This window comes from Streptomyces sp. NBC_01476 (assembly GCF_036227265.1).
Classification (GTDB): domain Bacteria; phylum Actinomycetota; class Actinomycetes; order Streptomycetales; family Streptomycetaceae; genus Actinacidiphila.
In genome coordinates, this window is the sequence record NZ_CP109446.1 from 2167505 (window position 1) to 2180784 (window position 13280).

Sequence of the window (13280 nt, forward strand, 5' to 3'; positions counted from 1 at the left end):
ACCCGGTCATACCGGGCATGTCCACATCGGTGGAAAGCGAGCCCAGACACGTGCGGAGTTCCGCTCCGCAACCCTTCGACACCAGGGCATCGGGTTCCGCCGATGCCCTTGGCGTGCCCGGGCCCTGTCTCAAGCGGCGCCGGCACGGCAAGCACAGTGTGCACTCCGCGCACAGCACCTACGGGGACAAGGCGGCCTGGTACCTGCCGCTGGCCCTGGCGGTGGACACCCTCGGGTCCGGTGTCCCCGTCCTGTTGATCCTGCGCCACACCGGCCAGCCGCATCCGCTGGTCTGCGCGCTGATCGCGGCCGCCCTGTGGCCGTTCATCCGCGCGATCCGCCGGAGATACGCGGCGGCTGCCCTCGGGGAGACCCGGGGCATCCTCGCGGCCCTCGGCGACTGGATGGTGCTGCTCGGGGTACTTGCCGTGCTCCGCACCGCGTGCGGCGAAGTCGTCCGCCCGGTGGTGGCCTTCGTGGGAGTGGCGCTCGCGCCGCTGCTGACGATGGTCGGCGGCAATCTGACCCAGCGCCACCTGATCTCGGACCGCAAGTCCGCGCAGGCGGTCCGCCGGGTCCTGGTGATCGGCGAACCCGGCACCGCCGACCATGTGGTGGGACATCTGGCGGCCAGGACCGAGCACGCGTACGTGGTGGTCGGGGTGGTCCCGGTCGGCAACGCCAAGCTGGAGTGCGGGGCCCCGGTGACCGCGCGGCTCGGCTCGGTCGAACCGGACAGCCACAGTGAGGACGGTGCCATCGTGCTGGGCGCCGCCCGCGAGCACCACGCGGAACTGGTGCTGGTCGCACCCGGCCCGCGGCTGTCAGCGGAACGGCTGCGGCGGCTGTGCTGGACGCTGCACGACGCGAGGACCCCGGTGGCGATCGTGCCGGGGCTGATCGATGTGGCGCCCCGCAGGGTGCAGATGGACGCGCCCGCCGGGCTCACCATGCTGCACATCGCGCCGCCGCTGCGGCACGGTCTGCAGATCGCGCTGAAGTCGCTGGTGGACCGGGCCGGGGCCGCCTTCGGGCTGCTGCTGCTCTCGCCGCTCTTCGCGATGGTGGCGGTGGCCATCCGGTGCACTTCGCCGGGGCCGGTGTTCTACAAGCAGACCCGGTACGGCCAGAACTGCACGCCGTTCCTGATGTGGAAGTTCCGCACGATGGTCGCTGACGCGGATGCCCGCAAGGCCGACCTTGAGCGCACGGGCGCCAACGAGAACGACGGTCTGATGTTCAAGATGCGGCGCGACCCCCGGGTGACTCCGGTCGGCCGGGTGCTGCGCCGCTACTCGCTGGACGAACTCCCGCAGCTGGTCAATGTGCTGCGCGGCGAGATGTCGCTGGTCGGCCCGCGTCCGCCGCTGCCGGAGGAGGTGGCGCGCTACGACAAGGTCGAGGTGCGGCGGCTCGCCGTCAGGCCCGGCATCACCGGACTGTGGCAGGTCAGCGGGCGCAGTGACCTGTCGTGGGACGAGACGATCACGCTGGACCTGCGGTACGTCGACAACTGGTCGTTCACCGCGGACGTCGATGTGATGGCCCGCACCCTGCGGGCCGTCGTGGACGGACGCGGCGCGTACTGACGGCTCCGCCGGTCGACCGGCGACGGCCCGCCCCCGGACGCCCAACCCGCGTCCGCCGGCGGGCCGTTCACAAACCCCCACGCGACGGCGTGTCCACCCCTCCGCCGCCCGGCGGAACGGGCGGCTTCGCCGGAACGGGCGGCGCCTCACCGGGCTGGGCCGGGGTGGGCGGCACCCCCGGAACGGGCGGCGCCTCACCCGCCTCCACCCGGGCGCGCGCCCCATCACCCGGGGCGGCCGGGGGCTCACTCGGCCGGGGCGGGACGGGAGGCACCGCAGAGACGGACGGTTGCGCGGCGACCTGCGGCGGGACGGGCGGCAGCGGCGGAGCAACCGGCGTCCCGCTCGTGTCCGCCCCGGCGGGCACCCCGTCACCCGGGGCGGCCGGGGGGGCGCTCGGACGGGGCGGGACGGGCGGTTCCGCGGGGGCACCCCGCACCGTGGGGGTGGTGGAGAGGGCCTCGGCGAGGAGCGCGTCGATGCGGGTGAGGCCGGCCTCGCGGCTGAGGTGGGCGGCGGCGTAGGCGGGGCCGTTCGCGGCCAGGGTGGCGGCCCGCGCCGGGTTGGCGACGAGCGCGTGCACCGCCGCCAGGAGTGCCCGCGGGTCCTCCGGTGCGACGAGCACCCCCGCTCCCGAGCGGCCGAGTTCCTGGGCGGTCGCACCCCGCGGCGGCACCGCGGCGACCACCGGCCGCCCGGCGGCGAGACAGGCCGCCAGCTCCGGCGGGATGCCCGTACCGCCGAGCCCCGCCCGCTGGGTGATCAGCAGCGCGTCCGCCGCGCCCAGCACATCCGGATACTCGGCGTCCTCCGGGGTCGGCGCGAAGTCGAGGTTGGGCAGCCCGCCGGCCAGCGCCCGCAGCTCCTCGCGGCGCTCACCCTCGCCCATCAGCACCACCCGCAGCCCGGGGTCGAGCCGGGCCAGCGCCACCAGCGTGTCCAGGTCCTGCTCCGCGCCGAGCGCGCCGGAGTAGAGCACCACGGTCTGCCCCGGCCGCCAGCCCAGCCGGGCCCGCATCTCCTCGCGGGGACGTGAAGGGCGGGGCAGATGCGACCAGTTGGGTATCAGCCGGATCCGTTCCGCGGGCACCCCGAGCGCGGCGACCTCCGCCACGATCGACTCGTGCACCACCCCGACCAGCGCGGCCCTGCGCAGCGCGTACCGCTCCACCCACCCGGCCGGCACCGACAGAGCCCGGCCCCTGGTGCCGCGCGAGCCCAGCAGATTCCGTACCACCGGCACATAGGGCACCCCGTACTGCCGGGCGAGCCGGGCGCCGAGCACCCCGGCGGCGAGCGTCGGCAGTTGGGCCACCACCGCGTCGGGCCGTTCGATCGCGGGCGCCGCCTTGAGGCCGCCGCGCAGTACCGACACCTCGAACCGGACCCGGCCGAGCGCGGTCTGCCGGGCCGGCACCGTATGGCTGCGGCGGTGCACCAGCACGCCGCCGCGCTCCTCCTCGGCCTGCTTCACCCCCGCGTACGCCGGGTCGAGCCGCCACGCGGGGTAGTGCGGCATACCGGCCAGGACGTGCACCTCGGCGCCGCCGGCCGCCCACTGTTCGGCGATCTGGGTCGCGTAGCGGCTCGTACCGGCCTGCTCCGGCGCGTAGTTGGTGGAGACCAGCAGCAGTCGGCGGCGTGCGCCGGAAACGGCCACGGATTCTTCCTTCCCCCGGAAACGAAGCCAAGCCCACCCTACGACCTGGCCCACCGTCACCGCTGGGCTCCGCCGCGGTCAGGGCCATCCGCGCGACGCGGGCCCGGTCACCCGCGGCATACGAGGGTATAACAGACCATCCGCCCTACAGTGATGCGCGATGTCCATCTCGCGCCGAAACCTTCTCCAGGTGACCGCCTCGGGAGCGCTGCTTGCCGGGTGCGCGCACCCGCCCGCCGCGCCCGCTGACGGCTCGTCACCCGTACCGCCGGCGTCCCGGACGTCCGCCGCCCCGCCCGCGACCGGGACCCCGCCCGCGTCCCCCACCGCCGTACCGGCTCCCCCGCTGCCCGACCAGGTCGAGCACGGCCCCCGTGACCGCCCCCAGGTCGCGCTCACCTTCCACGGCCAGGGCGAACCCGCGCTGGCCACCGCCCTGCTGGCCGAGGCGGAGCGGGCCGGCGCGCGGCTCACCGTGCTCGCCGTGGGCAGCTGGCTGGACGCGTATCCCCAACTCGCCCGCCGGATCCTGGACGGCGGCCATGAACTGGGCAACCACACCCAGACGCACGGGAACATCGACGCGATGGAGCGGGCCACGGCCGCCGCCGAGATCGCCGGCTGCGCCGAGCGGCTGCGCAGGCTCACCGGTTCGCCGGGCCGCTGGTTCCGGCCCTCGCAGGGCCGGCTCGCCACCCCCCTGGTGGTCCGGCTCGCCCGGCAGGCCGGCTATCCGCACCTGCTGTCCTACGACGTGGACCCGCGTGACTACTCCGACCCGGGCGCCGACGCGGTGCGGTCCGAGACCGCCCGGCTGACCCGCAACGGCTCGGTGGTCTCCCTGCACTTCGGGCACGCCGGCACCGTGGCGGCGCTGCCCGGAATCCTCGACGACCTGCACCGCCGGGGCATCCGCGCGGTCACGACCTCGGAGCTGCTTGCCTGATGCGCCGTACCCGCCGTACCCGCCGCACCCTCGCCGCCGCCCTGCTCGCCGCCGTCACCGTGGCCGCCGCGGGCTGCGGCGACTCCGGAACGCAGTCGCACGCCCCGGCCCCGGTGAAGGCCAAGGCCGCCCCCGAGGCGGTGGTCCGCCCCGCGCTGCCCCCCGGTCTGCCCGGGATGCCCCCGCTGCTCGACCAGAAGGACGTCTACGCCGCCGACCGGCCGAACGCCCTCTCCCCGGTGGTGCGGAACTTCCCGTCGCGGGTCTACGTGCCCAACACCGAGTCCAACACGGTCTCCGTCATCGACCCGAAGACGTACAAGGTGATCGAGACCATCGCGGTGGGGCAGCAGCCGCAGCACGTGGTGCCGTCCTGGGACCTCAAGACGCTGTGGATCAACAACGACGTCGGCAACTCGCTGACCCCGCTGGACCCGGCCACCGGCAAGACCGGCAAGCCGGTCGCCGTGCACGACCCGTACAACCTCTACTTCACCCCGGACGGCAAGTACGCGGTGGTGATGGCCTCGCTCGACCGGCAACTGGTGTTCCGGGACGCGCACACCATGGCGGTGAAGAAGACCGTCCCGGTGAGCTGTTACGGCGTCAACCACGCCGACTTCTCGCCGGACGGCACGTACTTCATCGTCTCCTGCGAGTTCAGCGGTGAACTGCTGAAGGTGGACACCGAGAAGATGAAGGTGATCGGCCGGCAGCGGCTGCCGCTGGCCGACGCGATGCCGCAGGACGTGAAGATCTCCCCGGACGGCAGGACCTGGTACATCGCCGACATGGTGGCCGACGGGGTGTGGACGATGAACGGCGACACCTTCTCCAAGCCGGTGCTGATGCACACCGGCGCGGGCGCGCACGGCCTGTACGTCTCGCGCGACTCGAAGTACATGTACATCTCCAACCGCGAGGAGGGCTCGGTCTCGCTGCTGGAGTTCGCCACCGGCAAGCTGGTCAAGAAGTGGCACATCAAGGGCGGCGGCAGCCCCGACATGGGCGGTGTCTCCGCCGACGGCAAGGTGCTGTGGCTCTCCGGCCGGTACGACGGCGAGGTGTACGCGCTCGACACCGCCACCGGCAGGACGCTCGCCAAGATCCCGGTCGGCGCGGGCCCGCACGGCCTGGCCGTCTACCCGCAGCCGGGCCGCTATTCGCTCGGCCACACCGGGATCTTCCGCTAGACCCCGGTCCCCCGGCCGCTCGGTCCCTCTTCTCAGTCCCTCTTCTCAGTCCCTCTTCTCAGTCCCTCTTCTCAGTCCCTCTTCCGCACCGCCCGGGCCAGCCTGGTCGCGGCGGCGGCCCGCGGAGCGTTGCCGTCACGCCAGGTGCGCACCGGGTGGACGGCGTTGGTGAGCAGCACCAGGAAGGTGTCGGTGGCCGGGTCGAGGACCAGGCTCGTACCGGTGAACCCGGTGTGGCCGACCGCGCCCCGGCCCGCCAACTCGCCCATGAACCACGGCTGGTCGGCCTCGAAGCCCAGCGGGCGGCGGCTCCCGTCGGGCGCCGTGAGCCCGCCCAGCAGCAGCCGTACGGAGTCGGTGCGCAGTATCGCCCCGCCGCCGTCGAGCAGCGCCCGGGCGAAGAGCGCCAGGTCCCAGGCGGTGGAGAAGAGACCCGCGTGCCCGGCGACGCCGCCCATCGCGTACGCGTTCTCGTCGTGCACACTGCCGTGCACCATGCCCCGGTCGAGCTTGCCCCAGGGCCTGCGCTGGTCCTCGGTGGCGGCGATCCGGGGCAGCCAGGAGGCCGGCGGGTTGAAGCGGGTGTCGGTCATACCGAGCGGTCCGGTGATCCCGTCGTCGATCAGCCGGTCCACCGGGCGGCCGGTGATCCGTTCCAGGACCGCCTGGAGCAGCAGCAGGTTGAGGTCGGAGTAGACCCGGGTGGCGCCGGGCGCGGTCAGCGGCTCCTCCGCTGCCAGTGCCGCGGCCCGGGCGGCGGCGTCCGGCAGGTCGTACAGCGGCAGCTCCGGGCGGAGGCCCGAGGTGTGGGTGAGCAGGTGCCGCACGGTGATCCGCTTCTCGGCGACCGGCACGTACGCGCCGACGGGGGCGTCCAGGTCCAGATTCCCGTGCCCCATCTGCTGCACCGCGACGACCGCGGTGAAGAGCTTGGTGAGCGACGCCAGGTCGAAGACCGTGTCCGGCCGCATCGGCACCCACGCGTCGAGCGGCAGCCCGACCCCGCGGTCGGTGTGCTCGTCGTAACCGGAGTAGCGCACCGCCCAGCCGATCGCCTCGTGCAGCGCGACCGTACGCCCGCGTCCGGCCAGGACCACGGCGCCCGCACACCAGGGGTGTGCGGGCGCCGGCCGCAGGTACCGGGCCAGCTCGGGGACGATCCGGTTCAGTTGTCCCGGGTCGAGACCCGCCGCGTCAGGGGAGGGACCTTTCGACAGCGGCGGCGCCATTCTTCTCCAGTGCTTGACGGGCCTTCTCGATCAGCTCCGGGGTGGGTTCCCGGCCGGAGGCCATCACCAGGTCCTCCGGGTCCACCTCGTGTTCCGACCCAGTGTGCAGCACGCTGTCGGGCGACTTGAAGGCCCACTTGCTTTCGTCCGGAACGTCGGACATCGCGTCCTCCTGAAGAGGGTGTCGGCGCCCACCCCGTCGGGTGCGCCCTACGGTCCTTCCACCGTACGCCGCCCGCGGACGCAGAGCCCGGCGAAGGCCGCGCAGGCGATCAGCGTGCAGGACAGCTGGACCACGGCCATCGGCACCGCGGTCCCGTCCCCGGCGATCCCGGCCAGCGGCGACAGTGCCGCGCCGAAGAGGAAGGACGAGGTGCCCAGCAGCGCCGAGGCGGAACCGGCGGCGCGCTTGGTCCGCAGCAGCGCCCGGGTGTTGCTGGTGGGCAGCACCAGGCCCAGCGACGCCATCAGGACGAAGAGCCCGGCGGCGATGGCCGGCAGCCCGGGCGGGCCGAAGACCCCGGTGGTGAGCAGTACCAGCGCCGCCGACGCGGAGGTGACCAGCACCAGGCCGACGGCCAGCACCTTGTCCATGTCCACCCGGCCGACCAGCACCTTGCCGTTGAGCTGGCCGACGCCGACGATGCCCACCGAGTTGAGGCCGAAGAGCAGGCTGAAGGTCTGCGGGGAGGCGCCGTAGATGTCCTGGACCACGAACGGCGACGCCGAGACATAGGTGAACAGCGCCGCGAAGCAGAAGCTGCCGGTGAGCACGTAACCGGTGAAGACCCGGTCGGCGATCAGCCGGCGCATCGAGCCGAAGGTGTCCCTCAGCTCCCCGGTGTGCCGCCGCTCCGGCGGCAGCGTCTCGTGCAGCCGGCGCCAGACGACGACGGTGAGCAGGGTCCCGACGGTGGCGCAGACCCAGAAGATGCCGTGCCAGTCGGTGAAGCGGAGGATCTGGCCGCCGATCGTCGGCGCGATGATCGGGGCGACCCCGGAGATCAGCAGCAGCGTCGAGTAGAAGCGGGCCATCTCCACGCCGTCGTAGAGATCGCGGGCCACCGCGCGGGAGATGACGATCCCCGCCGAGCCGGCCAGGCCCTGCAGCAGCCGGAAGCCGGTCAGCAGCTCGACCGAGGGGGCGAAGGCGCAGACGACGGTGGCCAGGACGTAGACCACCATGCCGGCCAGCAGCGGGCGGCGGCGGCCCCAGCGGTCGCTGAGCGGGCCGACCACCAGCTGTCCGAGGGCCATCCCGGCCAGACAGGCGGTGAGGGTGAGCTGCACGGTGGCCGCGGGTGCGTGCAGGGCGTCGGTGACCTGCGGCAGCGCGGGCAGATACATGTCCATCGACAGCGGCGGCAGTGCGGTGAGGCCGCCGAGGACGAGGGTGACGAGCAGGCTGACGTGGCGCTGAGCTGCTGGGGCGGGAGGGGTGAGGGAGGTGGAAGCGGAGGACGGGGAGGACGGGGAGGACGGGGAGGAGGCGGAGGAGGCGGAGGAGGGGGAAGCGGAAGTGGTGGGTGTTGCGGTGGTCTGCGCAGGGATCGACGGCCCGGCGTCCGGCACGGCGGCACTCTCCATGGGAAGTAGTTGAATCGTTCCTTATTCTTTCAGCCGGGAGAGATCGTCGGACGGGCATATCGAGAGGCGAGACAGGTGGACGCTGTGAGCGGTACAGGCACAGGCACGGGCACGGGCACGCGGAAGATCCGCTGGGGCATCCTGGCGACCGGCGGGATCGCGGCGACCTTCACCGAGGCGCTGCAATCGCTGCCGGACGCCGAGGTGGTGGCGGTCGGCTCGCGGACCGAGGCGGGTGCCAAGGCGTTCGCCGAGCGGTACGGCATCCCGCGCGCGTACGGCAGTTGGGCCGAACTGGCGGCGGACGACGAGGTGGACGTGGTCTACGTGGCCACCCCGCACTCCGCGCACCGGGAGGCGGCTGCGCTCTGTCTGGAGGCCGGACGGGCGGTGCTCTGCGAGAAGGCGTTCACCATCAACACCCGTGAGGCAACCGAACTGGTGGAACTGGCCAGGTCCCGCGGGCTGTTCCTGATGGAAGCCATGTGGACGTACTGCAACCCGCTGATCCGGCACATGACCGGGCTGATCGCCGACGGCGCGATAGGTGACGTGCTCCACGTCTCGGCGCACTTCGGCTTCGTCGGCGACTTCGGGCCCGAGCACCGGATGCGCGACCCGCGGCAGGGCGGCGGCGCGGTGCTCGACCTCGGCGTCTACCCGGTCTCCTTCGCCCAGTTGGTGCTCGGCGAGCCCGACACGGTGCAGGCGGTGGCGCATCTCACCCCGGAGGCGGTGGACGACAACACCGCCATCGTGCTCGGCTGGCAGAGCGGCGCGGTGGCCGCGCTCAGCTGCACCTTCACCGCGGAGACCGGCGCGCCCGCCATGATCAGCGGCACCCAGGGCCGGATCGAGATCGCCGGGAACTTCTTCTGCCCGGATTCCTTCACCGTCCACGGCCGCGGCGAGCAGACCCCGCGGACCGTACGCCTGGCCGACGTCCACTCCGACACCGAGCGTGCCACCATGCGGCACGAGGCCATCGAGGTCATGCGCTGCCTGCGGGCCGGTGAGACCGAGTCGCCGCTGGTCCCGCTGGACGGGTCGCTTGCGGTAATGCGGACGCTGGACCGGATCCGGGAGCGGATCGGCGTGCGGTACGCCGGGGTGGACCTGGACTGACCGGGGTCGCCACCCCTGCGTGGCACCACCGGCCGGACGGCGGCCCATTCCCCGGCACGGCCCGCCCCGGCCGGTGGCGCCACGCGGAGGCGGCGGTGATTTGGCCGCCACCCGCCTGCGGCGGTTGGATCTCCCGATCGGGGCGCGGTGGCGCGGGGCGGACCGGCCGGGAGGCAGTGGTGGGGCAACGGCAGTCGCTGGGCCGGGAGTTCGGGTGGCTGTGGGCGGCGTTCGCAGCGAGTACGGCGGGCACCTGGCTCGCACTCGACGCCTTTCCGCTCATCGCCGTGCTGGTACTGCACAGCAGTGCCGCCCAGGTGTCCGCGCTGTCCGCGGCCGGGCTGGCGGCGGGCGCGCTGATCGCGGTGCCGCTCGGGCCGTGGGTGGAGTTCCGCCGCAAACGCCCGGTCATGATCGCGATGGATCTGGTCCGGCTGCTGAGCCTGCTGTCCGTACCGGCCGCGTACGCCCTCGGGTGGCTGGACTTCGGGCAGCTCGTCGTGGTGTCGGTGATCGTGGCGGCGGCCGACATCGTCTTCACCGCGGCGAGCGGCGCGTGCATGAAGGCCCTGGTGCCGGCGGCCGGTCTGCTGGCGGCCGGCGCCCGGTTCGAGACGACGACCTGGACCGCGACCGCGCTGGGTCCGCCGCTGGGCGGCGCCGCGATCGGCTGGTTCGGGCCGATGACGACGGTGTCGCTCAACGCGGGCAGCTACCTGCTCTCGGCGCTCGGCATCCGGGCGATCGGCGGCCGTGAGGAGGCGCCGGCCGGCAGGTCCGCCCAGCGGTTCGGCGCCGGTGACATCGCCGAGGGGTGGCGGTACATCCTGCGCCACCCGCGGCTGCGCCCGCTCTTCTTCAACACCGTGCTGGTCAACGGCCTGGTCATGGCGACCGCCCCGCTGCTGGCGGTGCTCCTCCTGCGCGATCTGGGCTTCGCGCCCTGGCAGTACGGCCTGGCCTTCGGTGTGCCGTGCCTCGGCGGCCTCCTCGGTTCGCGTCTGGCCCGGCCACTGGTGACCCGCTTCGGGCAGCACCGGGTGATGCGGACCAGCGGGGTGCTGCGTGCCTGCTGGTCCGCCGGCCTGGCCTTCGTCGGCCCCGGCCCGGGCGGCCTGGTCGCCGTCATGGCCACCGAGTTCGGCCTGATCACCTGCATGGGCGTCTTCAACCCGGTCTTCGCCGCCTACCGCCTCGAACACACCCCCACCGACCGCGTCGCCCGCACCCTCACGGCCTGGTCCATCACCGCCAAAGCCGCGATCGCGGCCCTCACGGGCTGCTGGGGCCTCCTCAGCACCCTCACCGGCCCCCGCCCCGCCATCGCCTGCGCCGGCGCCCTGATGCTGGCCACGCCGCTCCTGCTCCTCCCCGGCCGCGGGGCCGGCCGCAGCGGGATCGGCCCGCCCGACGACCTCCGGTCGCCCGTCACGACGCTCTCCTCCTGACCCCCGGCGCCGATCCGCCCCCGCGGCCCCGTCCATGCCGGCCTTCGTACCCTTCACCGCCACGCGCGGCGCCCGGCATCCCGTCGCCGCCCGGCCCCGTTCCGGCACCCGGGTCACCGTCACTGCGCGGCACTGGACGCGGAACTGCCCGCCGAGCCGGGGGAATGACCCGGCACGATCCGCAGCGGTCGTCCGGCCTCGCCGCCGGCTGGGGCGGGACGACCGGGCCCTCGCTGCGGCGCGCCCCGGCCGGCCGAGGGCACCGCCCCGCGCACTCCACCGCACGTCGTGCCGGGTACGGCGGAGCCGGACCGCCTACGCTGCGGTGCTATGAGCGACGACGAGAACCAGAACAGCCCGCACCCCGAAGGCCCCGCGCGGATCGCCGTGGTCACCGGCGCCGGTTCCGGCGTCGGGCGGGCCGTCGCGGTCGAGCTGGCCGCCGGCGGCTGGACGGTCGCGCTGGCCGGCCGGCGCCCGGACCCGCTGGAGGAGACCGCGACGCTGGCACCCGGCTCCTTCCCGGTGCCCTGCGACGTCACCCGGCCGTCCGACGTGACCGCCCTGTTCTCCGCGGTCCGCAAGCGCTGCGGCCGGCTCGACCTGCTCTTCAACAACGCCGGTGCCTTCGGCCCCGCGGTCCCGCTGGAGGACCTGGCGTTCGACCAGTGGCGGGCCGTGGTCGACGTCAATCTGCACGGCGCCTTCCTCTGCGCCCAAGCCGCCTTCCGGCAGATGAAGGAGCAGGACCCGCAGGGCGGCCGGATCGTCAACAACGGTTCGATCTCCGCGCACGTCCCGCGCCCGCAGAGCATCGCCTACACCGCCACCAAGCACGCCATGACCGGTCTGACCAAGTCGCTCTCACTCGACGGCCGCCCCTACCGGATCGCCTGCGGCCAGATCGACATCGGCAACGCGGCCACCGACATGACCAGCCGGATGCGTACCGGCATCCTGCAGCCGAACGGCACCACCGCCGTCGAGCCGGTGATGGACGTCGCGGACGTCGCCCGCACCGTCCACCAGATGGCGGAGCTGCCGCTGACCGCGAACGTGCAGTTCGCCACGGTGATGGCGACCACCATGCCGTACATCGGCCGCGGCTGATCCACAGATTGTGTCCGCCTGCTGCTTGAAGTAGCCGCCCAATGGGGAGAAACTGCCTCACAGAAGTCTGACAACGTTGTCAGAGTACGTGGTCGGAACCCTGGTCCGACGCACCCGATTCCCCCAGCGGCCCCCGAACGGAGCGGTGTCCATGCCGAAGAACCCTCCCCGCCTCCGCCTGTCGAGACGCGTACCCGTCTCCCCCGGCGGCTCCCTGCTCGCGGGCCTCGGGCTGTCCGCGACGCGGCCGGGCGGCGACTGGTCCTACGCCGCCGGCACCGGGCTGAGACGTGCCCTCCACGAGCTGACCGCCTCCGGCGCCCCCGCCGGCATCGGCATCGCGGTCGCCCAGCCGCCCGGCGGCCACCCGGTCGGCGACGACGTCCCCTGGTCCCCGTACGACCGGCCCGGTACCGGCCAGTGGTCGGACGCCTACCTCACCGCGGTCAACGACCGCCTGGGTCCTTCCAGTTCGCCCGCCGACTTCTGCCGCAAGGCGCAGCTCGTCAACTACGAGCAGGCGCGGGCGGCGTTCGAGGCGTGGCGCGCCGGACGGCCGCTGGGCGGGGAGACGCTGCCGCTGTGGGTGGCGCATCCCGGCGCGCACCGCCGCGATCACGGCCTGGCGGCGGGCGGCGCCCACTACGGCGCCCGCAAGGGGGCAGAACCGCTGCACGTCCAGGCCGCCGCCACCGACGGCTGGCAGGTGCTCGCCGCCAACGGCACGGCTGCCGCCGTCCACCGCGCCACCGTCACCGCGCGGCTCCACGACCTCGGCGGCCGGCCGATCGGCGCGCCGGTGTCCCGGCAGCTGGACCTCGCCCCGCACGGGACCGCGGACGCCTTCGCCGTACCCTTCGACCGCTCGCTGCCCGCCACCCATCTGCTGCGGCTGCGGCTCACCGACGGCGCCGGACGGGTGCTCTCCGCCAACGACTACCTCCGCTGCCGGACCCCCACCGACATGCGCTCCCTCAACGGCCTGCCCAGCGTGCCGCTCTCGCTCCGCACCCGGCCGGCCGGACCGCTCGCCGTCACCGCCACCGTGCGCAACACCGGTACGTCACCGGCCGCGATGGTCCGGCTGGCGCTCGCCGCCGCGCCCGCCGCGGACCGGGTGCGCCCGGCCGTCGCGGACGACAACTGCTTCTGGCTGCTGCCCGGCGAGTCCCGGCAGGTGACCGTCAGCTGGGCGGCGGGCGGGGATGAACCCGCCGCACGGCCGGCTCTGGTGGCCGAGGCGTACAACGCGCTGCGGGTGCGGGAGGCGTAGGCCGGCGGCGGCCCGGGACGAGGGGACCGCTGAAGGACAGGAGCGGTCCGGGGCCGCTCCGCCGCTCCCCGTGCGGCCTCCCCGGCCAGGACCGGTGAGCCTTCGCACACGTCCGTGTGA

The 13280-nt window shown here is 73.7% G+C and carries 10 protein-coding genes and 1 pseudogene; 7 read left to right on the forward strand and 4 right to left on the reverse strand.

All coding sequences use genetic code 11. The annotated features are described in order from the left end of the window. Positions 1-113 precede the first annotated feature (113 nt). Positions 114-1589, forward strand: coding sequence for a sugar transferase (locus tag OG552_RS09440; RefSeq protein ID WP_329131188.1), 1476 nt, complete (start codon positions 114-116; stop codon positions 1587-1589). A gap of 454 nt (positions 1590-2043) precedes the next feature. Here OG552_RS09440 and OG552_RS09445 read toward each other — a convergent pair. Then, positions 2044-3216, reverse strand: a pseudogene (locus tag OG552_RS09445) (glycosyltransferase family 4 protein); the annotation flags it as partial. A gap of 193 nt (positions 3217-3409) precedes the next feature. On the opposite strand from OG552_RS09445, the gene OG552_RS09450 reads away from it, so the two are divergent. Next, the gene (locus OG552_RS09450; RefSeq protein WP_329131190.1) at positions 3410-4195 is read left to right on the forward strand and encodes a polysaccharide deacetylase family protein; all 786 of its coding nucleotides are present in this window, start codon (positions 3410-3412) and stop codon (positions 4193-4195) included. Further along, positions 4195-5388 (forward strand): YncE family protein, encoded by a 1194-nt coding sequence (locus OG552_RS09455; RefSeq protein ID WP_329131192.1) that lies wholly within the window; start codon positions 4195-4197, stop codon positions 5386-5388. Before OG552_RS09450 ends, OG552_RS09455 begins: the two co-directional genes overlap by 1 nt. Positions 5389-5459: 71 nt before the next feature. Here OG552_RS09455 and OG552_RS09460 read toward each other — a convergent pair whose 3' ends face one another. The 3 genes from OG552_RS09460 to OG552_RS09470 are packed head-to-tail and all read right to left on the reverse strand — an operon-like array spanning position 5460 to position 8204. After that, positions 5460-6617, reverse strand: coding sequence for a serine hydrolase domain-containing protein (locus OG552_RS09460; RefSeq protein WP_329131194.1), 1158 nt, complete (start codon positions 6615-6617; stop codon positions 5460-5462). Then, a complete protein-coding gene (locus tag OG552_RS09465; RefSeq protein WP_329131195.1) occupies positions 6583-6780 on the reverse strand; it encodes a hypothetical protein in 198 nt (65 codons plus the stop codon). Before OG552_RS09465 ends, OG552_RS09460 begins: the two co-directional genes overlap by 35 nt. A gap of 47 nt (positions 6781-6827) precedes the next feature. Next, positions 6828-8204 (reverse strand): multidrug effflux MFS transporter, encoded by a 1377-nt coding sequence (locus OG552_RS09470; RefSeq protein WP_329131197.1) that lies wholly within the window; start codon positions 8202-8204, stop codon positions 6828-6830. An 84-nt stretch (positions 8205-8288) separates the two neighbouring features. Between OG552_RS09470 and OG552_RS09475 the strand changes: the two genes are divergently transcribed. The 4 genes from OG552_RS09475 (at position 8289) to OG552_RS09490 (ending at position 13160) form a co-directional block, all read left to right on the forward strand. Then, positions 8289-9329: a Gfo/Idh/MocA family protein gene (locus OG552_RS09475; RefSeq protein ID WP_329131199.1), complete on the forward strand. Its 1041-nt coding sequence runs from the start codon at positions 8289-8291 to the stop codon at positions 9327-9329. A gap of 179 nt (positions 9330-9508) precedes the next feature. After that, on the forward strand, positions 9509-10777 hold the full coding sequence (locus OG552_RS09480; protein ID WP_329131201.1) for an MFS transporter: 1269 nt from the start codon (positions 9509-9511) through the stop codon (positions 10775-10777). Positions 10778-11107: 330 nt separating this feature from the next. After that, positions 11108-11887, forward strand: a complete 780-nt coding sequence (locus OG552_RS09485) for an SDR family oxidoreductase (protein ID WP_329131203.1) — start codon at positions 11108-11110, stop codon at positions 11885-11887. Between the two features lie 151 nt (positions 11888-12038). Continuing rightward, positions 12039-13160 carry a hypothetical protein gene (locus OG552_RS09490; RefSeq protein ID WP_329131205.1) on the forward strand — a complete coding sequence of 374 codons (1122 nt, stop codon included), beginning with the start codon at positions 12039-12041 and terminating at the stop codon, positions 13158-13160. Positions 13161-13280 lie beyond the last annotated feature (120 nt).